The sequence below is a fragment of the Kitasatospora sp. NPDC001603 genome (genome assembly GCF_040298365.1).
GTDB lineage: Bacteria > Actinomycetota > Actinomycetes > Streptomycetales > Streptomycetaceae > Kitasatospora.
Map to the genome: position 1 here is coordinate 68,016 of NZ_JBEPAA010000021.1, position 20,478 is coordinate 88,493.

Consider the following 20,478-nt stretch of genomic DNA (forward strand, 5'->3'; position numbering starts at 1 on the left):
GCTCCGGGGCCGTTACTCGACCGGTCGGATGAACCCCTGCTCGGTGAGGAGCCGCAACGACTCCGGCACCCGGTCCCGCAGGACCACCCGGTCCTCGCCGAGCAGTTGCGCGATGGCGTCCACGATCTCGCCGGCCGACAGCGTCCCGTCGCAGACCCCGGCGAACCCGGCTCCCACCGTGTCCACCTTGGTGGCCCGCCGCATGCCGCGGTTGTGGCGCAGGATCACGTGCTCCGGGTCCTCCGCCCCGGGTGCGCCGACCTGCTCCTGGACCACCTCGTCGGCCAGCACGTACCGGGCCGCGAGCAGCCCCGCGTCGTCGTGCGTGCGCAGGTAGTCCTGCCGGTCGAACCACTCCTCGATGTGCGGGCCGAGCGGCTGCTCGACCGGGTGCGGCCACTCCTCCACCCGGACGGTCGGCCGCTCGGCGCCGCTCGCCCGCAGCGTGATCCAGCCGAAGCCGATGCCCTCGACCCGGCCCGCCTCGAAGGCGTCCAGCCACTCGCCGTACCGGGCCTGGTAGTCACCGCCGGCGCCGCGGTGGTCACCGCCGTCACGCAGCCACAACTCGGCGTACTGGGCGACGTCCTGGACCTCCCGCTGGACGACCCAGGCGTCCAGGCCGGTGCCCGCCACCCAGCCGGCCAGCCGGTCGTGCCAGTCCTCGCCCTTGACGTGCTGCCAGTTGGCGAGCAACTGGCAGTAGCCGCCCGGCTCCAGGTGCGCGGCGGCGGAGCGGACCAGGCTGCGGCAGAGGTCGTCGCCGGCCATGCCGCCGTCGCGGTAGGTGAAGCGGCCGGTGGGCGAGATCACGAACGGCGGGTTGGAGACGATCAGGTCGAACTTCCGCTCCCCGACCGGCTCGAAGAGGCTGCCGGCGGCGGCGTCGGTGTTGTCGAAGCCGGAGAGCGCGAGCGTCAGTTCGGTGAACCGCAGCGCACGCGGATTGAGGTCGGTGGCGGTGACCCGCTGCGCGTGCCGGGCGGCGTGCAGGGCCTGCACCCCGGAGCCCGAGCCGAGGTCCAGGGCGGCCCGGACCGGGCGGCGCACGGTGATGTTGGCCAGCGTCGTGGAGGCGCCCCCCACCCCGAGCACCAGGTCCTTGCGGGCCACGCCGTGCGCGGTCTCGCCGGAGCCGATCCCGCCCGCCCCGCCGACCGCGCAGCCCAGGTCGGAGACCACCCAGGCGTCCGAACTGGGAAGACCGGAGACCTCGTTGGCGTACGGGCGGACGTCCACGGTGGCGCGCACCTGGTCCCCGTCCGCGCGCAGCCAGCCGTCGGTCAGACAGTCCTCGACCGGCAGCGCGGCGGCGGCCGCCTTGTACGGCACGGGCTGCTGCAGTAGGAACAGCCGCACCAGCGTCTCCAGCGGGCTGCCGCCACGGGTGGCGCGCAGCGCCGGGACGGCCTCGCTGCGCGCCAGCGCCGCGTAGCCGGTGGGCCCGAGCAGGTCGAGGCAGCCGTCGGCGGTGTACGCGGCGGCGAGCAGCGCCTCACGGAACTTGGGGAGGCGGGTCGGGTCGAGAACGGGGCTACTGATCACCCCGCCATTGTCCCCCCGGCCGCCGGGCCCGCTTCCCCGCCGGGGCCGCCCGCGCCGGGGCCAGGCCGCCGACCCGCCCGCGCCGGGCACGGCCGGGCGGGACCGGCTCCGGACGGGGACGAGGCTCCGGACGGGGTCGGCTCCGGACGGGGACGAGGCTCCGGACGGGGTCGGCTCCGGACGGGGTCGGCTCCGGACCGGTCGGGTCAGCTCGCCGAGGGCGCGGGGCTGGACGCGGCGGGGGCGGGCGGGGCCGAGGTCGCCGCCGGGTCCGTCGCGGCCTGGCTGCCCGCCGGGCTCGCGCCGTCGGTCGCGCCGGGCGCGGGGGTGCCGGTGCTGCCACCGGCCGTCGGCGTCCCGCTCGCTCCGGCGGTGGGCGCCGCGGCGGCCGAGCCCGGCTTGCAGCCCTCCTGCTTGGCCATCGCGGCACCGAGGTCGCCGCGCTGCAGCTTGGCCTGTGCCTGGGTGGAGAGCGAGGCCAGCTTCTGCACCTGGTCGGCGACGCTGCGCAGCCCGTCGGCGAACTTCGCCTGTTCGTCGTTGGGCAGCGCGTCCAGCTTCTTCTGGACGTCGAGGTACAGGTCGGCCGCCTTGTTGAGCTCGGAGACGGTGTCCTTCTGGAGGTTCCCGCCCTCGTCGACCTTGGGCGCACCGGCGGAGTCGATGGCGGCGGCGATCTCCTGGTTGGTCTTGGCCAGCCGCCCGATGTCGGCGGAGAGGCGCTTCTGCAGATCGGCCGGGGCCTCACCGGTCTTCACCTGGCCGGTGTCCGCCAGAGCGGTCTGCGCCTGGGCGATCGGGTCCTTGGCCGCGCCGCAGACGTTCGCCGCCCAGGACTCCAGCTGCTTGCTGTTGTCGTCGCCGCAGCCGACGGCGCCGAACGCCAGCAGCGCGCCGAGCGCGGGTACGGCCAGCAGTCGCTTGTTCACCGGGAGAAGCCCTTTCGGTTTCGGTCGTCGAACTGCGAACCTACACGGCCGCCACCCGGCCCCTGGTTCCCGCCCGTACCGGCTCCGACCGGTCTCCCCCAGCCTGGATCGGTCGCTCCCCTCCTCCGGACGGCCTTCCCCGGCCTCCGGGAGGTCCCTCACGGCGGGAGGCGTACCTGGCCCGGGATATGGACTCAGGCCGACCGGGTTCAGGCCCGCTCGACCCTGACCGGGTCGTTCGGGCGGACGGTGCGCAGCACTTCGGGATCCCCGTCCAGGGAGCCGAGGATGTTGCAGGGGCTGGCCAGCCGGCACTCGCCGTCCCGGGAGATCGGCGTCGGCCCGAAGGGCAGCGCGAGGCTGTCACCGTCCGTCCAGAACGCCACGGTGCCCGGCTCGACGACCTGCCGGGCGTCGTCCTCCCTGGGCACGCTGACCGGCGTCCCGAAGTACACCTCCTCGCCCCAGGTACTGGCCGACGAGCTGATCGGCAACGCACCCCAGAGCGCCTGGGCGGTGGGGGTGGCCGTGAGCGTGGCGAGCGCCTGACCGGCGGGCCACAGGATGCGAATCCGCATGGGTTCCCTCTTCTACGACAGACCCGATCACCGATCGGGGCCGGTCGTGCCGAGAGCAGGGAACCGCTGGATTCAACAACTTGTCAATGCGCTCCCGCCAGGTGGACTCCCCGGCTGCGGCCGTGGTGTGGCGCGAGGGACGTGTGCGGCAACCGCTCGGCCGTCACGACGGCGGCGCGGCCGCAACGGCGCGCGAGTGACCACGACGAGAGCGGCCACCGCCGTAGTCGGCGGGCAGCAGGAACCGGCCGGACGGGAAAGGCCGGTCGGCCGTCGGCAGTCGCCGGTCAGAGCGCCATCGCGTCGACCGAGACCGGCCAGCTCATCCGGATCAGGCCACCGCTCGCTCCGCTGGTGACCTCCAGCTCCTCCACCAGTCCGGTGATCACGGCGAGACCCAGGGTGTCCTCGTCCGGATCGCCTTCGGCAGCACCCGGGGCCGGCACGGTGGCGGGGCCCGCCTCGTCCTCGACCTCGATGAGGAAACGCTTCTCCTGGTCCGTGAGAGCGACCCGGACCGCACCGGTGATGCCACCGCGCTGGTGCAGGCCGACCGCACGGGAGCACGCCTCACCCACGGCGAGCCGGACTTCGTCGAGCACCGACTCGTCGACCCCGGCTCGTCTTGCCACAGCCGCGGCGACCAGCCGGGCCGTACGGACATGCTCGGGAAGCGCGCTGAATCGAAGTTCGACGGTTGCCATCTCTCCCCCTCGGGGTGTCCGGCCGGGGCCGGGCATGCGGGCCCCTGCGAACCGGTCCCACCGGCTCCGGGGCGGGCCGGACGGGCCGGGGCCACAGGGGCCCCGGCACGCCGGACACGTGGATCGGACGGGTCGACACGAGGCCGGCCCGGCCTGGTCAGTCGGTCGAGTTGACCGCGTCGTCCACCGAGGTGTGGATCGGGAAGACCTTGGTCAGGCCGGTGATACGGAAGATCTTCAGAATGCGCTCCTGGTTGCACACCAGGCGCAGCGAACCCTCATGGGCCCGCACTCGCTTCAGACCGCCCACCAGCACGCCCAGACCGGTCGAGTCGAGGAAGTCCACGCCCTCCATGTCGACGACGAGGTGGTAGTTGCCGTCGTTGACGAGCTCGACCAACTGCTCACGCAGCTTCGGGGCGGTGTACACATCGATCTCGCCGCCAACCTCGACGACCGTGCGATCGCCGACTGTACGGGTCGACAGGGACAGGTCCACGGAACCTCCAGCACCTTGCCTTGCTACGTCATTGCGATCTTCGGCCGGACGGCCGTCACCGCATGGTCGCGTACCCCGGACGCGCCCCATCACGCGTGGCGAGCCTCAGCGCTGCGACCCCCGGCCGTACGGCCGTCACGGCCACATTCAACCACCTGCGACCATGACCGCACGATGGCTTACGACGATTCTCCGTCACGCCGGTGACACACTGGGTCCTCATGCCGCCCCGTCACAGCCTGCCCGAGGCACTGCTCACGACCCTGTCCACCACCCGGGGGCGGTCGGACCGGCTCACCCATACGGAGCACCTTCCCGCCCGACCAGCACGTTATTCACCCTGGCCCGACTCGATCCGACCCGAGATCGTCGCCTCCGCCCGGGAGCTGGGCGTGGAACGTCCCTGGGCCCATCAGGCAGAAGCGATGAACCTGGCCAAAAGCGGCCATACTGTGGTGATCGCCACAGGAACCGCCTCGGGCAAGTCGCTCGGCTATCTGGCGCCGGTGCTCAGCGACCTGCTGGACGGGACCGAGGCCCGCAACGGCCGTGGCGCCACCGCGCTCTACCTGGCCCCGACCAAGGCGCTCGCCGCCGACCAGCGGCGACGGGCCGCCGAACTCGCCCCGCCCAGGGTCCGGCCCGCCCTCTACGACGGCGACACGCCGCCCGAGGAACGCGAGTGGGTCCGCCAGTACGCCTCCTACGTGCTCACCAATCCCGACATGCTGCACCGCGGCATCCTGCCCGCACACGCGCGCTGGTCCTCCTTCCTCAAGACGCTGCGCTACGTGGTGGTCGACGAGTGCCACAGCTACCGGGGCGTGTTCGGCTCGCACGTCGCCCAGGTGCTGCGCCGGCTGCGCCGGATCTGTGCCCGGTACGGCTCCTCGCCGACCTTCCTGCTCGCCTCGGCCACCACCGCCGACCCGGCCGCCACCGCCCGGCTGCTCACCGGGCTGCCCGCCGAGGCCGTCACCGAGGACGCCTCGCCGCGCGGTCCGATGGTGTTCGGGCTCTGGGAACCGCCGCTCACCGAGAACGTCGGCGAGCACGGGGCCCCAGTCCGCAGGACGGCCACCGCCGAGGCCGCCCACCTGCTGACCGACCTCGTCGAACGGCAGACCCGCACCGTCGTGTTCGTCCGCTCCCGCCGGGCGGCCGAACTCGTCGCGCTCCAGGCCCAGGACCAGCTCGGCCGACCGCTCGCCGACCGGGTCGCCGCCTACCGCGGCGGCTACCTCGCCGACGAGCGCCGGGCCCTCGAACGCGATCTGCAGTCCGGCCGGCTGCTCGGCGTCGCCTCCACCTCCGCTCTCGAACTGGGCGTCGACATCTCGGGTCTGGACGCCGTCCTGATGGCCGGGTACCCCGGCACCCGGGCCTCGCTCTGGCAGCAGGCCGGGCGGGCCGGGCGCGAGGCCCAGGGCGCCCTGGCCGTCCTGATCGCCCGCGACGACCCGCTGGACACCTACCTGGTGCACCACCCGGAGGCGCTCTTCGCCACGCCCGTCGAAGCCACCGTGCTCGACCCCGACAATCCGCATGTCCTCGCCCCGCACCTGTGCGCGGCGGCCGCCGAACTCCCACTCACGGACAGCGACCTGGACCTGTTCGGCCCCTCCGCGGGCCCGCTGCTGCCCGTCCTGGAGCGGCGCGGGCTGCTCCGCCGCCGCGGTGGCGGCTGGTACTGGACCCGCCGCGAACGCGCCGCCGACGCCGTCGACCTGCGTGGCAGCGGTGGCAGCCCGGTGCAGATCGTCGAGGCCCCGACCGGCCGGCTGCTGGGCACCGTGGACGCCTCCGCCGCCCACACCACCGTCCACACCGGGGCCGTCCACATCCACCGGGGACGCAGCTACCTCGTCCGGGACTTCGACCTGGAGAGCTCCGTCGCCCTGGTCGAGCCGGCCGACCCGCCGTACACGACGGCCGCCCGGGACATCACCTCCATCTCGGTGCTCTCCACCGACACCTCCCTCGCCTGGGGCGAGGGCCGGCTCAGCTTCGGTTCGGTGGAGGTCGTCAACCAGGTGGTCGGCTACCTCCGCAAACGGATCTCCACCGGGGAGATCATGGGCGAGACCAAACTCGACCTGCCGCCCCGGACCCTGCGGACCCGGGCGGTCTGGTGGTCCGTCACCGAGGACCAGCTGCTCGACGCGGACATCCCGCTCGACCAGTTGCCCGGGGCCGCCCACGCCGCCGAACACGCCTCCATCGGCCTGCTGCCGCTCTTCGCCACCTGCGACCGCTGGGACATCGGCGGTGTCTCGGTGCCGCTGCACCCCGACACCGAGCTGCCGACGGTCTTCGTCTACGACGGCCACCCGGGCGGGGCCGGGTTCGCCGAACGCGGCTTCCAGCGCGCCGTCCAGTGGCTGACGGCCACCCGGGAGGCGATCGCCGCCTGCGAGTGCGAACGCGGCTGCCCGTCCTGCGTGCAGTCGCCCAAGTGCGGCAACGGCAACGAACCGCTGGACAAGGGGGCCGCCGTCCGACTGCTGGACATCCTGCTCGCCGGAGCACCGGCGGCCGACGGGGCCGAGGCCGGGGCCGGGGCCGAGGCCCCGAGCGGGGACGGAGACGGGGACGGGGACGGGGACGGGGGCCGGACGCCTCACGAGCCTCAGGGCGACGGCGGCCCGGGGGCCGGGGCCGGGACGGCCGAGCCCTCCGCCGAAGGCTCATGAGCCGCCTGCCGTCGCACTGACGCCCTCGTCCGCGGCAGCAGCCGTAGCAGCAGCCGCGGCACGGATCGGCCCGGCTCGGGAACGGGCCCGCGCCGGCCCGATCGGCAGATCCACCGGAAGGCGGCCGATCGACACCTCCGCCACCACCTCGACGGTGTCCGCCTCCCGGTCCACCGTGCAGGACACCAGGGCGGCCGCCTGTGCCCGTGCGATCCCGGCGGCCCGGGCGCAGCCGCCGTCCAGGTCCAGCAGCAGCCGGTCGGCCGCCGCGAGGGCCGCCAGGTCGGCGGCGGACTCGGCGCGGTGGCGGGCGCCCACCACCGCGCCGACCGAGAGGACCGCGGCGAACGTCGTGCAGCCGAGCACCGCGAACGCGACCAGCCAGACCGTCGCGGATCCGCCGTCGGTCGGGCGCCCGACCGCCGCACGGGCGCCCCGGGCCCTGGCCACCCTGCCCATCACGGCCGCCCCGGGGATCAGGAGGGCCATGGACCCGCACCCCCGCCGCCCGTCAGGGTGTCCTCCCGCGCCGCCACCGCGGCCGCGCCGAGCCGTACCGAGAGCAGGCCGGCGAGCCGGCCCGGGGCCGCCGAGGGCGCGTCCACCGTGACCCGAACCGTGTCCGCCTCGACGGCCACCCGTACAGCCGCCCCGGGCGGGGCCGCCGCCTGGGCGATCGCGGCAGCGTCCACCTCGCCACGCGCGGCCGCCCGGGCACCCACCCGCGCCGCGTCGACGCAGCGGATCTGCGCGGCCGCCGCGAGCACTCCCCAGATCAGCATCACGGCGAGCAGGACCAGGGCCGGCATCGCCACCGCCGTCTCGGCGGTGACGAAGCCCGCGTCCCGGCGACGGAGCCGGGTCACCCCGGCTGCCCCGGCTGCCCCGAATGCCCTGGCTGCCCCGAATGCCCCGGGCAGGCTGACGGCCCACCGGCCGTCACGACGCATGGAGCGCCCGGGTGATGACCTCGGTCAGCGCTTCGACGATGGCCGTGCTGGTCACCACCTTGTACAGCACGGCGGCCAGCGCGCACGCGGCGACCGTGCCCACGGCGTATTCGGCGGTGGTCATTCCGGCGTCCGACCTGCCCCGGGCGCGAGCTGCGCGTCGGATCCGGACGGCCGCCCAGCGACTCCGCCGGCGACACACCCCGAGCAGGCGCCGGTACGGTCGGCCGTTGTCGGCGGGCCGGTGCGCGATCACTGCAGTCATGGGTTCTCTCCTTGGGTTCCTTGCCGCTCAGGACCGACTCGCGGCCCGGGCGGTGCTTCGAGTTCGACAGCGGAGGTTTTGAGGTCGTCGATTCAGATCGACCGAGCGAAGCCGGCGGTGAGCCCCATGACCACCGGGACGACGCTGATCAGTACGAACGCGGGGAGGAAGCAGAGCCCCAGCGGCGCCGTGGCGAGCACTCCGGCACGGCGGACGCGGGCGTGCGCCGTGCGGGCGGCGGCGGTCCGACGGGCCTGCGCCAGCCCGACCAGCGGACCGGCCGCCGGGGTCCCGCTCAGACTCGTCCGGATCAGGCAGCGCGCCAGCGGCGCCAGGGCCGGGTGCTCCTCACCCAATCGTCTCCAGCAGAGCTCCGGCGGTGCCCCCAGAGCCAGTTCGGCCGCGATCGTCACCAGTCGTGGCCCCATCGGCGCGGCGACGCTCCGGCCGACCGCCGCCACCGCCGCGGCGGGCGAGGCGGCCGACCCGAGGCATGCCGCGAGCAGCTCTGCGGCGAACGGGAGTTGCCGGGCGAGCTGGTCCTCCTCCCACGCGGACCGCCGCTCCGCCGGGGACCGCGCCCTGGTCAGCCACCGGTGCAGACCCACGGCCAGCAGGACGCCCGCCCCCAGGCCTGGCCCACCGCCGAGCACGGCGGCCATGGCCGCCCCGGCGCAGGCCGCCACCACGGCCCGTTGCGCACGCCCCATCGCGGCGATGCCCGGTGCGGCGATGCCCGGTGCGGCGGACCCGGCGCTCCGGAGGTGGCCCTCTCCCCCGTCGGCCGGGCGCCCGGGCAAGGTCGGCCGACGCCCCAGCGCCGTGGGCCGGCCCGGTCGACGGGGCCGGGAGCGAGCACTGGACCGGAAGCCGCAGGAACGGAGCAGCGCGACCGCCCTCCGGCGGCCGGTCCGGCCCCTCGACCACCGCCGCAGGAGCAGCGCTCCCGCTCCCAGCCCTGCCAGGAGAGCGAGCCGCTCGGTACCGGGCGTCACGCCGAAGCCGCCTCGGCACGGAACGAACCGCTCGGCCGACCGGGCCGGGCCCGCGTACGGGAGATGCCGCACCGCCACCCACCGTCCGACCGGTCGCCGACTGCGCCGCCGCCTCCGGGCTCGGCCACGACCCCGGACCCGACCGTGGCCCCGGCGGCCGAGCCTCCGCCGCCCAGAGGACCCTCCAGGGCACCCCGGGAGGCAGCCCGGACGATCCGGGCCGTCCAGGCCGCGCCGAGCCCCTCCAGCGCCGCTCCGCCCGCCAGGCAGGCGAGCCCGGCCGGAGTGTGCAGCAGGACGGTCAGCGGCCGGGCCCCGAGCGCCGCGCCGAGCAGCAGCCCGGCGACGGGCAGCGCCGCCAGGACGGCGATCGTCGTCCTCGGCGCGGCCAGCTCGGCCGCGATCTCCTCCGCCAGCGCCCGTTCGGCCCGCAGTGCCTCGGCGACCCCGTCCAGCCCGGCGGCCAGCCCCGCGCCGCCGTCGGACGTGACGCGCCAGCAGGCGGCGATCGCGGTCGCCCCGCGGCCCCCCGGCAACTCCGCCAGCGACTCGAAGGCACCGGGCACATCTCCGCCGTACCGGCCGGCCGCGAGCCGGGCCACCGGCTCCAGGCCGATCCGGCGCAGGGCCTCGCCGTCCTCGGCGAAACGCGTGGTCACCAGGTGGAGCGCCTGCTCGGGCGTGGCGCCGCTGCGCAACTCCCCGGCCAGTGCCGCGCAGAGGTCCACCACTGCGGCGGCCCGCCGACCGGCCTCCGCCTCCACCGCGCGACGCAGCCGTCGGCGCCGCAAGGGAAGGAAGGCCAAGCCCGCGGCCAGCACCGGCACGGGCGAAGCCGACACCTGGGCGACTCCCAGCCCGCCGGGCAGGAGGAGCAACTCCGGCGTCAGCCACTCCGGCCGTCGCGGCCGCGCGGCCGAACCGGATCCGACCGCCTCGGGGCTCGACCAGGGCCACCGCCACCGGGGCATCGGCACGCCATCGCTCCCACCCCCTCCCCCACCCGTCCCACCGACGAACAGGAGCCTGGACCGTCTGACTCCCACCACCTGGCGCTGGAGAGCGCTCCACCCCACCGTGGCCACCACACAGAGCATCGCCACCCAGCACAGCTCGACCTGATCTCTCGTCATCCCGCTCACCCCTTTCGCCGTTCGCCCTTGCCGCGCCACAACCCCAGCAGCCCGGCCGCACCCACCGCGCAGCCGCAGACCAACAGGCCGAACGCCACCTCGACCGCCCCCGGGATCACGACGGTCCTCCCGGGAGCGCCGCGCCCACCGCCACCCCGCGGGCCGCGAGCAGCCGCAGAAGCCGGTCCCAGCCGGCCCCGGGCACGGTGGCCCCGCCCGCCGTGAACGCCACCGCCGCAGTCGTGACGGCCAGCCCGTCGCGGTCACCGGACAGCGTGTGGATCTCGGCGACCCGGCGCCTCCCGGAGGCCGGCTCCCGCACCAGGTGCACCACCACGTCCAGCGCGGCCCGGAGTTGGCTGTGCAGCGCCGCCCGGTCCAGCCCCGCGAGCGAGCCGAGCGCCTCCAGCCTGACCGGGACGTCCGCCGCGGCGTTCGCGTGCACAGTGCCGCAGCCGCCTTCGTGTCCGGTGTTCAAGGCGGCCAGCAGGTCGGACACTTCGGCTCCGCGCACCTCCCCCACCACCAGTCGGTCGGGCCGCATCCGCAACGCCTGGCGGACCAGATCCCGCAGGGTCAGCTCACCGAGCCCCTCCTGGTTGGGCGGCCGGCTCTGCAGCCGGACCACATGGGGATGGGCCGGTCGCAGCTCGGCGGAGTCCTCGACGACGACGATGCGCTCGCCGGGCCCCGCCAGCCCGAGCAACGCCGCCAGCAGCGTGGTCTTGCCCGTGCCGGTTCCGCCGCTGATCAGCAGGGAGAGCCGGGCCCGCAGGATGCCTGCCAGCAGTTCGGCCCCGGCGGCGGGAAGCGCGCCACCGGCCACCAACTCGTCGAGCGTGAACGGGCGGGGCCGGCAGACCCGCAGCGAGATGTGGGTGCACCCGGCCGCGATCGGCGGCAGCACCGCGTGCAACCGGGTGCCGTCCGGCAAGCGGGCGTCCACCCAGGGCCGCGCGTCGTCGAGCCTGCGCCCGGCCGCCGTGGCGAGCCGGTGGGCCAGCCGACGGACCGCTTCGGCGTCGGCGAAGCGGACACCGGTGGCCCTGCGCAGACCGCCGCCCCGGTCGACCCAGACCTCGTCCGGCCCGTTGACGAGTACGTCCGTGACATCGGGCGCCGACAGCAGCCGGTCCAGCGGGCCCGCACCCACCAGCTCGGCGCGCAGCGAGCGCACGGTGTCGAGGACTTCGTCGCCGCCGAGCGGCGGCCGGGTCGCCCGGAGCACCGCCGCGACGGACCCGGCGGTCGGCGCGGCGCCCGACTCGGCCAACCTGAGCCGCACCGCGTCGACCAGCGCCGCCGTCCGCTCCTCCCGAGCCGTCCGCCCGTAGGGGGGCGGCTCGGGCTGCCGGCCGGTCTCCGCCGGCCCGGCCGCCGTCACCACGCTGCGCAGCGGCCGGCGCTCCCGCGCACCGAGGATCCGCCCGGTGGCGTTCGCCCTTCCCGTACCTCCGAGACGAACCATCAGTACACACCTCCGCCCACCGCCGGCACGGGCGGCAGCACCTCGTCCAGGAAGGTCTCGCAGAAACGCGCCAGCGGGCCCTCCGTACGGATCCCCGGCGGTACGCCCTGCTCGGCGTCGGCGGCCAGCCCGTGCTCCGGCTCCAACTCCCCCGCCAGGTGGAGCCGCAGCCCCTGCGCGATCCGGTGGGCCGGGAGCCCGAAGGGCCGCAGCGGGCGCACCACGGCCCGTACGTCGTGGAGGCGCATCCGAACGGATGCCGCGACCCGGTCGGCGGCCGCGACCGCGCGCAGTTCGGCCGGCACCACCAGGAGCGCCAGGTCGGACTGCTCCAGCGCCTGACCGGCGGCCGGGTCGAGCCGGCGCGGCACGTCGACCACGACCAGTCCGCCCCTGCGCCGGGCGGCGGCCAGCACGCTGCGCATGGCCTCGGGTGGCACGGCGAGCGTGTCGCCGCGGTCCCAGGACAGGCAGGAGAGCGAGGTCAGCCGTTTGAGCACCGGAAGCGCCTTCGCGAGTTCGGCGCCGCTGACCCGGCCCCGCGAACCGGCCAGGTCGGGCCAGCGCAGGCCGCCGGCCGTCTCACCGCCGAGCAGGATGTCGAGCCCTCCGCCCAGCGGATCGCCGTCGACGAGTATGGTCCGCCGGCCCGTGCGGGCGGCCGTGACCGCGAGCGCGCAGGCCAGGGTGGAGGCACCGGCCCCACCCCGGCCGCCGAGGACGGCGACGGTGAGCGCCGAGGTGCCGATGCCCTCGGTGGCGTCCGCGATCCGGTCGAGCAGCCAGGCCTCGGCGTCCGGCAGGAACAGCACGTGCTCGGCGCCGAGTTGGACGGCCCTGACCCAGATGCCCGGGTCGTCCAGGTCGAGCCCGAGCAGCAGTACCCCGGTGCGGCGGGGGAGCCCGGCACAGCGCTCGGCCTGGTCGTCCCCGACGAGTACGAGCGGTGTGCTCTCCCAGAGCCCGCGCGTCGGCGGGGCACCCCGGATCAGCTGCGGCTCGGTACCGGCGGCCGCGCACAGCCGCAGCAGGTGCTCGGCCAGGCCGTCGTCCTCGGTGACGACGAGCGGGCCGGTGGTCGCCGGGCCGTCCGCGGCGGCGTGGTCGGTGAGTGGTGTCGACATGACGGTCTCCCCTCTACGGCGCCCGTACCGCTCGCGCTGAGCGGTACGGGCGCGCATCCGGATGGACGCGGCGGGCGACCGCGCGGCCGGCCCCGTGGGGCCCGACCGGCAACCGCTGCCGTGCATCACGGTGGGGGGTGATCCGGATTCCGTCAGCCCCGTTCCGATTCCCTGTGGACAACTCGGGGCTGTGGATAACTTCGTTCACTCGGACAGGGGGGTATTGAGCAATGAATTGACGAAACGGGCTCACCGAGAAGAGTCGGGACATCACGCCGAGGCTGATCGACCCGGCCTCCACCGAGGCCTCCCGAACACGCTCCGGGGTTCTTCGCGCGCTCTTCGAAGCGTCCCGAGGGCGTCTTCAGAGGCAGGGCCAGCTCATGGCAACCCTGAGCAACTGACTACCGGGAGTGATGAGAGCGGACCGGTGCATCCTCGATCCGACACCCCTTGTAGATCGCCACCGGGCCGGGCGCGGAATCCTCCGCAGCAGCCGTTCAAGCCCTGAAAATGGCCCCGGACGTGCGACGACCCCCGCCGGGGGGGAGAGCGGGGGTCGTCTATCCACAGCCCGACTCGGGGGGGAGGAGCCGGACCGGGTTAGCACGGTCGCGAACGATCCGTGACTTCCATGGTGTACCCGAGCGGCCAGAAACACAAACCCGCGCGGCCATGCGTACGCCGAATGGCGGGCTGTTTTCCAGCGCCCTCTATCCTCGGTTCCCGTGGACACCACCGAGAACGCCGACGAGTACGCCGACGAGTCCCCGGACTCCACCGCCGAGACTGCCGAGACTGCCGAGATCGCCGAGATCGCCGAGACCATCGAGACCGCGGAGTCCGCCGGGACGACCGGGACCGCGGCGTCCTCGAAGTCGTCGGCGGCCACCGGGACCAAGGGGGCGGCTGTCGAGAGCAGCGACAACCCCGCGGCGGACGGGAAGGCGGCGGAGGGGAATCGCGGGAACTCCGGCGCCCTCCCGGATTCCGCGGCGGCCGAGCAGGACGGCGCCACCGCGGCCGAGGAGCCCGGCACTCCCGCGGCGACCGGCCTGCCGGTCAACCGCACGCGCCCGGCAGGCCCCAGGACTGCCGCCTTCTTCGACCTCGACAAGACCATCATCGCCAAGTCGAGCGCCCTGGCCTTCAGCCGGCCCTTCTACCAGGGCGGTCTGATCAACCGTCGGGCCGTCCTGCGCAGTGCTTACGCCCAGTTCGTCTTCCTGGTCGGCGGCGCGGACCACGACCAGATGGAGAAGATGCGCGAGTACCTCTCCGCGCTCACCCGGGGCTGGAACGTCCAGCAGGTCCGCGAGATCGTCGCCGAGACCCTGCACAACCTCATCGATCCGATCATCTACGACGAGGCCGCCTCGCTGATCGAGCAGCACCATGCCGCCGGGCGCGACGTGGTCATCGTCAGCAGCTCCGGCTCCGAGGTGGTCGAGCCGATCGGCGCACTGCTCGGCGCGGACCACGTGATCGCCACCCGGCTGAAGATCGAGGACGGCCGGTACACCGGCGAGATCGACTACTACGCCTATGCCGAGAACAAGGCCGCCGCCATCCGGGAGTTGGCCGAGGTCGAGGGGTACGACCTCGCCCAGTGCTACGCCTACAGCGACTCCTCGACGGACCTGCCGCTTTTGGAGGCCGTGGGCCACCCGTCCGCCGTCAACCCGGACCGGGCACTGCGCAAGGAGGCGGTGGCCCGCGAGTGGCCGGTGCTGGTCTTCGACCGTCCGGTGGAACTGCGGCGCCGGCTCCCGGAATTCTCCGCCCCCAGCGGCTCGGTGCTGACGGCGGTGGCGGTCGGCGCCGCGGCACTGACCGCAGGTGTGATCTGGTACGTGGCGCGCCGCCGCCGTCCGGCAGCCTGAGGGCGCGTGGCCGGCGGCCGGCGCACCGGGTGGGCTGACACTCGGCCCTTGCGCCGGGCGCCTGCCGCTCGCGCCGTCCCTTGGCCTGCCGAAGGCAGCTCCCCCCAAAGAGGTACTTAACCGGGCCCTTCGGATAGAACGGGCAAAAGCCGAAGACTTCTCGATTCGGGTTCCCCTTTCCCCCGAAACGCGATACAAAGGAAGCACGGCCCGCGAGACCCGGTACAGGACCGAAGAGGTCAAACCGACAACGCAGTTCAGGCCCCACGGACCGCACGTACAGATAGTCGGGCACCCACATGCAGCCGACCCGCTGTCGGGCCGCCGCACCAGACGAACGGGCAGGATCCCCGTCTGATGGGCACTTCCGGTGCATGCATGGTCACCCGGCACCTGTACCAGCGGCGGCACCCAGGCAGGATCGGGTGCCGCCGCATCCTTGCTCTCACCGCCCGCCGAACCGCCCGCGTCGCCGAAGCCGCCCGACCCCGCCGGGTCCGGCCCAGGACGCGCGCCCGGCCGGACCGCGCCCCCGGACCGGTCAGACCATGCCGCGCTGCATCGCCTCGCAGACCGCCGTGCTCTCCCGCACGCCCAGCCGCAGCGCCCGGCCGCAGTGGCCGATCCAGGCCGCCAGGCCGTCCGGCGTGCCCGCCAGGTAGCCGGCCAGCGCGCGCCGGTAGGTGTCCGTGCCGAGTTCCGCGAAACCGACCTCGGCAGGGCAGATCGACTTCGGGTCGAGCCCCTCGGCGATCAGGACGATCCGCTGCGCGGCACGCGCGATCACACCGTTGTGCGAGCCGAACGGACGCAGCGCCAACAGCTCCCCGTGCACCACCGAGGCCACCACCAGGGCCGGCGTCCCGACGCCCTGGCCCTCGGCGCGGGCGATCAGCAGCCGGGAGAGCTGGTCCAGCCGGGCGGCGACCTCCTCGGCCCCGGGTGCCGGTGGCGGTTCGACCGCCGGCCCGGCCGGAGCCGCCTCCACCTCGACGCTCTCCACCGGCTTGAGTTCCAGCGGGAACAGGTCTTCCACACCCTCCCCGGCCCGCCTCGGCCGACCAGCCGCGGGGTCGGCGTCCCCGACCGCCAGCAGGTGCAGCCGGGCCAGCACCTGGAGCGGCGAGTGCCGCCAGATGCTCAGCAGCTGACCGGCCTCGGCCGCGATCCGCAGCGCGGCGCCGACGGTGCGGGACTCCTCGTCGGCGCTGAAGTCGCTGCGGCGCCGGACCTCCTCCAGCGGCCAGTCCGCCCCGGCCAGCGCCGCCGAGGCGCGGGCCCCGCGCAGCGCGGCTTCGGAGGTGACCTCGGCCGCGCGGCGGCGCATCACCCGGTGGCCGTAGAGCCGGTCGACGGCCTTGCGCACCTCGGCCACCGCGTCGGGCACCCCGGGGAGCTGGGCCAGCGGGGCGAGGGGATCTGTTCCTGTGCTCACCTACCCGAGAGTAATGAACGAGGGCCCCCTCCCGGAACAGCAACCCCGCATCACCCGTTAGAGGCAATCCTCACTTCCCTCCCCCGGTGAACCCGAAACCACGGATAGCATGGCCACTATCGGAGACGATAACGATTTCCAATTCAGGAGATCGTCGGCCTCGGCGCAGCGCGGACGCGACCCGGAAGGGGTGCGCGGAGCGGCCCGGCAGAGGCCCCGAGCAGGCGGCCCCGAGATCGGGCCCCAGAGCGAGAGCGGGAGTCCCAGTTGAAGATCGCCTTCGTCGGCAAGGGCGGCAGCGGCAAGACCACGCTGTCCTCGCTGTTCATCCGCCACTTGGCCGCCGCGGGGCGCCCGGTCATCGCCGTCGACGCCGACATCAACCAGCACCTCGGGCCGGCCCTCGGACTGACGGACGCTCAGGCGGCGGAGCTGCCGTCGCTCGGCGCCCACCTGCCGGAGATCAAGGAGTACCTGCGCGGCGACAATCCGCTGATCCGGTCCGCCGAGGAGATGATCAAAACCACGCCGCCCGGCCGCGGTTCGCGCCTGCTGCGGATCGTCGAGGAGAACCCGGTGTACGCGGCCTGCGCCCGTCCGATCGCGCTCGACGAGGGGTCCGTACGACTGCTGGCCACCGGCGCCTTCACGGAGGAGGACCTCGGGGTGGCCTGCTACCACTCCAAGGTCGGCGCGGTCGAGCTGCTGCTCAACCACCTGGTGGACGGCCGGGACGAGTACCTGGTCACCGATATGACGGCGGGCTCGGACTCGTTCGCCTCCGGGCTGTTCACCCGCTTCGACCTGACCTTCCTGGTGGCCGAGCCGACCCGCAAGGGCGTCTCGGTGTACCGCCAGTACAAGGACTACGCCCGGGACTTCGGCGTCCGGCTGCGCGTGGTCGGCAACAAGGTGCAGAGCGCCGAGGACCTGGAGTTCCTGCGCGCCGAGGTCGGCGACGACCTGCTGACCACCTTCGGGCAGTCCGACTGGGTGCGCCGGCTGGAGCGCGGCGCCGAGCCTCCGCTGCGCGCCCTGGAACCGGGCAACCGCGCCGTGCTGGAGCAGCTGCGCGCCGAGGCCGACGCCGCCCACGAGCGGCGGGACGCCCTCCGCTACACCGAGCAGGCCGTCCTCTTCCACCTCCGCAACGCGGAGAGCTGGGCCAACGCCAAGGTCGGCATCGACCTCGCCACCCAGGTGGACCGCGCCTTCGTGCTCGGCGGCCAGCGGCCCGCCCCGGCCGGCGCCCACGCCTGACGGCCGATCGCCCACCCCCGGACGCCGCGCCGGAGCGCCTCCCGGTCGCACGCCCGCCCCGCCGCCGCCCATGGGCCGTGGCTTCCCCGCTCCGGGGAAGCCACGGCCCATTTGCGCGTGTTCGACGCCGCCACGGGTGCCACCAGCAGATTTCCATCCGTTCGAACACCACCCAATGGGGTGAATCGAGGGCGTTGGACCTACCGCCCGAGATGACGCTGTGCAAAGCTTTCATTACCCTCGGTTTACCGAGTCTTGATGGTCCTCTCTGCGGCCCGGTCCTCCCCGGCTTCTTCGAGGCCCCTTGATGGTCCACGGCCCGGCCGGTGACACCCGCAATCCCCGCCGCGCCCCACGCCATCCCGCCACACCGTCGCGACCCACGACAGCCGATCCGACTCCCCGAGCCCCCACAACCGGACTCACCACCGGACCTGACTGCGTTCGTTCCCCCGGACAGACGGGAAGACAATGACCCTCGACATCTCCAGCGCACCCATCGCCTCCGACACCAACGACCACGCCCCGCCCGGACGCCCCTCTCGCGGTCACTGGGTGCAGGACCTCTCCGCCTCCCTGGTGGTCTTCCTGATCGCGGTGCCGTTCTCCCTCGGCATCGCCCTGGCCACCGGCGCCCCGCTCACCGCCGGGCTCGCCGCGGCCGCCGTCGGCGGTATCGTGGTCGGCTTCTTCGGTGGCACTCCCCTCCAGGTCAGCGGCCCCTCCGCGGCGCTGACCGTGATCACCGCCGGGCTGATCACCCAGTACGGCTGGCAGGCCACCTGCGCCATCACGCTCGCCGCCGGGCTGCTCCAGCTCCTGCTCGGCGTCCGCCGGGTGGCCCGGACGGCGCTCGCCGTCTCGCCCGCCATCGTGCACGGCATGCTGGCCGGCGTCGGCCTCACCATCGCCATCGCCCAGTTGCACGTCGTCCTCGGGGGATCCCCGCAGAGCTCCGCACTGGCCAATCTGCGCGCGCTGCCGAGCCAGTTGGCCGGCCCGCACCCGTCCGCGCTGGTCGTCGGCACGGTCACCGCCGCCGTCCTGCTCGGCTGGCCCAGGCTCGGCCGACTCCCCGGCAGGGCCGGGGCGTTCGGTTCCCGGCTGACCAAGGTGCCGGGCCCGCTGGTCGCCGTCGGCGCCGCCACCGCGCTCGCGATGACCCTCGGACTGCAGCTCGCCCGGGTCGAACTGCCCGCCTGGGAGCCGCACGATCTCGTCCCCGACCTGCCGCACGGGCCGCTCGCCGCGATCCTGGCCGCCGTGCTGACCGTCACCGCCGTGGCGAGCGTCGAGTCGCTGCTCTCCGCCGTCGCCATCGACCGGATGGCCCACCGCACCGGGGACCTCGACCGCGAGCTGCGGGGCCAGGGCCTCGCCAACATGATCAGCGGCCTGCTCGGCGGGCTGCCGATCGCCGGCGGCGCGGTGCGCAGCACGGCCAACGTCCGGGCCGGCGCCCAGACCAGGTGGTCCTCGATCCTGCACGGCGTCTGGGTGCTCGCGGCCGCGCTGGCGCTCACCGGCGGGCTCCGCCGGATCCCGCTCGCCGCGCTGGCCGCGCTCGTGCTGGTGGTCGGTCTGCAGATGGTCAGCTTCGCGCACATCCGCAAGGTGCACCGGCACCGCGAGTTCCCGGTCTACCTCGCCACCGTGCTCGGCGTGGTGCTGCTCGGCGTCCTGCTCGGGGTGGCGCTGGGCGCCGCGACGGCCGTCCTGCTCGCGCTCTACCGCCTGACCCGCGCCCATGTGGACGTCCTGGCCGGCCCCGACGGCTCCTTCACGGTGCAGACGCACGGGCCGCTCACCTTCACCGCCGTGCCCCGGCTGAGCCGCGCGCTGGCCGGCATCCCCGCCGCCGCCGACGTGGCGGTCGTCCACGACGGCTCCTTCCTGGACCACGCCGCGTACGAGACGCTGCACAGCTGGCGGACGGGCCGCCAGGCGGCCGGCGGCCAGGTGTCCATGGTGACGCGGCGCCAGGACGACGAGGTCCTCGATCCCGACGGCACCGTCCGGGCGGGCAGTTCCTCCGGCCCGCACCGCTGCCGCGCCTGGACGCCCTGGGTCGGCCACCACTGCATCGACCAGCAGGAGGATCCGCACGGCCGGCTCCTGGACGGCGTCCGGGTGTTCCAGCTGCACACCGCTCCGCTGGTCCGCCCCGAGCTCGCCCGGCTCGCCCGGGAGGGGCAGACGCCCTCCCAGCTGTTCCTGACCTGCTCCGACTCGCGCCTGGTCACCAGCATGATCACCAACAGTGGGCCGGGCGACCTGTTCACCGTTCGCAACGTGGGCAACCTCGTACCGGCGCCGTTCGAGCCGGGCGCCGCCGACGACTCGGTGGCCGCCGCGGTGCAGTACGCCGTCGAGGTACTGGAGGTGCGCTCCATCACGATCTGCGGGCACTCCGGCTGCGGGGCCATGAAGGCCCTGCTGGACGGCGTCCACGACCGCCCCGGGCCGCCGACCGCGCTCACCCGCTGGCTGCGCAACGGCCGCGGCTCGCTCGACCGGCTGCGCCGCGTGCCCGCCGAGTTCGCCACCCGCCCGGCGGCCGACGTGGTGGAGCAGCTCTGCATCACCAACGTGGTCCAGCAGCTGGACCAGCTGATGGCGAACCCCGCCGTGGAGCGCCGGGTCACCGAGGGGAGCCTGCGGCTGGTGGGGATGTACTTCGACTTCGCCACCGCCCAGGCCTACGTGCTCGACCGGGAGAGCGGCCGGTTCAGTCCGGTCGAGGCGCTGGGCGGCACGGCGGGCCCGGCACCCTGCGACACGCCCGGGCGAATGAGTGAAATCGAAGAGGTCTCCGCCGCCGGCGCGGACCTCGCCACGGCAGCCGCCACCGGGGGCGACCCCCGGCTGGCCGCCTGAGAGCCGGGCCCGTGTCCCGCCGGGGCGGGCCGGGGCACGGGCCCGGTTCTCCGTACCGCCACCGAGGCTCTCCTCCCTCGGCCTGCCGTTCGACTCTCGGTCAAAGGTCTACACCAATTACCCGGCGCCTCTTGTCAACC

The 20,478-nt window shown here is 74.4% G+C and carries 17 protein-coding genes; 4 read left to right on the forward strand and 13 right to left on the reverse strand.

Annotation, left to right across the window (positions count from 1 at the left end; translation table 11 throughout):
* Positions 1–12: 12 nt before the first annotated feature.
* The 5 genes from ABT263_RS15990 to bldG all read right to left on the reverse strand — a co-directional run bounded on the left by ABT263_RS15990 (position 13) and on the right by bldG (position 4,255).
* A complete protein-coding gene (locus ABT263_RS15990) occupies positions 13–1,545 on the reverse strand; it encodes a DUF7059 domain-containing protein (RefSeq protein ID WP_352291047.1) in 1,533 nt (510 codons plus the stop codon).
* Positions 1,546–1,751: 206 nt separating this feature from the next.
* Complete coding sequence (locus tag ABT263_RS15995; RefSeq protein WP_329488496.1) at positions 1,752–2,474, reverse strand: hypothetical protein; 723 nt, start codon at positions 2,472–2,474, stop codon at positions 1,752–1,754.
* Between the two features lie 209 nt (positions 2,475–2,683).
* On the reverse strand, positions 2,684–3,052 hold the full coding sequence (locus tag ABT263_RS16000; RefSeq protein WP_352291048.1) for a cyclophilin-like fold protein: 369 nt from the start codon (positions 3,050–3,052) through the stop codon (positions 2,684–2,686).
* A gap of 287 nt (positions 3,053–3,339) precedes the next feature.
* Positions 3,340–3,756 carry an ATP-binding protein gene (locus tag ABT263_RS16005; protein WP_329488498.1) on the reverse strand — a complete coding sequence of 139 codons (417 nt, stop codon included), beginning with the start codon at positions 3,754–3,756 and terminating at the stop codon, positions 3,340–3,342.
* Positions 3,757–3,913: 157 nt separating this feature from the next.
* The gene (gene bldG / locus ABT263_RS16010; protein ID WP_148644090.1) at positions 3,914–4,255 is read right to left on the reverse strand and encodes an anti-sigma factor antagonist BldG; all 342 of its coding nucleotides are present in this window, start codon (positions 4,253–4,255) and stop codon (positions 3,914–3,916) included.
* A 221-nt stretch (positions 4,256–4,476) separates the two neighbouring features.
* Between bldG and ABT263_RS16015 the strand changes: the two genes are divergently transcribed.
* Positions 4,477–6,948 carry a DEAD/DEAH box helicase gene (locus tag ABT263_RS16015; protein WP_352291049.1) on the forward strand — a complete coding sequence of 824 codons (2,472 nt, stop codon included), beginning with the start codon at positions 4,477–4,479 and terminating at the stop codon, positions 6,946–6,948.
* Here the strand turns inward: ABT263_RS16015 and ABT263_RS16020 are convergent.
* The 7 genes from ABT263_RS16020 to ssd form a co-directional block, all read right to left on the reverse strand.
* Positions 6,943–7,437, reverse strand: coding sequence for an Rv3654c family TadE-like protein (locus ABT263_RS16020; protein WP_352291050.1), 495 nt, complete (start codon positions 7,435–7,437; stop codon positions 6,943–6,945). The genes ABT263_RS16015 and ABT263_RS16020 overlap by 6 nt on opposite strands.
* Positions 7,425–7,814: a TadE family type IV pilus minor pilin gene (locus tag ABT263_RS16025; protein ID WP_329488501.1), complete on the reverse strand. Its 390-nt coding sequence runs from the start codon at positions 7,812–7,814 to the stop codon at positions 7,425–7,427. The genes ABT263_RS16020 and ABT263_RS16025 overlap by 13 nt, the downstream gene beginning before the upstream one ends.
* A 73-nt stretch (positions 7,815–7,887) precedes the next feature.
* Positions 7,888–8,163 (reverse strand): DUF4244 domain-containing protein, encoded by a 276-nt coding sequence (locus ABT263_RS38900; protein WP_380382468.1) that lies wholly within the window; start codon positions 8,161–8,163, stop codon positions 7,888–7,890.
* Positions 8,164–8,255: 92 nt separating this feature from the next.
* The gene (locus ABT263_RS16035; RefSeq protein WP_352291051.1) at positions 8,256–8,873 is read right to left on the reverse strand and encodes a type II secretion system F family protein; all 618 of its coding nucleotides are present in this window, start codon (positions 8,871–8,873) and stop codon (positions 8,256–8,258) included.
* 281 nt (positions 8,874–9,154) lie between these two features.
* Positions 9,155–10,000 carry a type II secretion system F family protein gene (locus tag ABT263_RS16040; RefSeq protein WP_352291052.1) on the reverse strand — a complete coding sequence of 282 codons (846 nt, stop codon included), beginning with the start codon at positions 9,998–10,000 and terminating at the stop codon, positions 9,155–9,157.
* A 406-nt stretch (positions 10,001–10,406) separates the two neighbouring features.
* The gene (locus tag ABT263_RS16045; protein ID WP_352291053.1) at positions 10,407–11,759 is read right to left on the reverse strand and encodes a TadA family conjugal transfer-associated ATPase; all 1,353 of its coding nucleotides are present in this window, start codon (positions 11,757–11,759) and stop codon (positions 10,407–10,409) included.
* Positions 11,759–12,883 carry a septum site-determining protein Ssd gene (gene ssd / locus ABT263_RS16050; protein ID WP_352291054.1) on the reverse strand — a complete coding sequence of 375 codons (1,125 nt, stop codon included), beginning with the start codon at positions 12,881–12,883 and terminating at the stop codon, positions 11,759–11,761. The genes ABT263_RS16045 and ssd overlap by 1 nt, the downstream gene beginning before the upstream one ends.
* A 1,055-nt stretch (positions 12,884–13,938) precedes the next feature.
* Between ssd and ABT263_RS16055 the strand changes: the two genes are divergently transcribed.
* A complete protein-coding gene (locus ABT263_RS16055; RefSeq protein ID WP_352291075.1) occupies positions 13,939–14,766 on the forward strand; it encodes an HAD family hydrolase in 828 nt (275 codons plus the stop codon).
* 541 nt (positions 14,767–15,307) lie between these two features.
* On the opposite strand, the gene ABT263_RS16060 is transcribed toward ABT263_RS16055, so the two are convergent.
* Positions 15,308–16,201: a Fic family protein gene (locus ABT263_RS16060; protein WP_352291055.1), complete on the reverse strand. Its 894-nt coding sequence runs from the start codon at positions 16,199–16,201 to the stop codon at positions 15,308–15,310.
* 267 nt (positions 16,202–16,468) lie between these two features.
* On the opposite strand from ABT263_RS16060, the gene ABT263_RS16065 reads away from it, so the two are divergent.
* Both ABT263_RS16065 and ABT263_RS16070 read left to right on the forward strand, forming a co-directional pair.
* Positions 16,469–17,461 carry an ATP-binding protein gene (locus ABT263_RS16065; protein WP_352291056.1) on the forward strand — a complete coding sequence of 331 codons (993 nt, stop codon included), beginning with the start codon at positions 16,469–16,471 and terminating at the stop codon, positions 17,459–17,461.
* 471 nt (positions 17,462–17,932) lie between these two features.
* A complete protein-coding gene (locus ABT263_RS16070; RefSeq protein ID WP_352291057.1) occupies positions 17,933–20,338 on the forward strand; it encodes a SulP family inorganic anion transporter in 2,406 nt (801 codons plus the stop codon).
* The last annotated feature ends 140 nt before the right edge of the window (positions 20,339–20,478 follow it).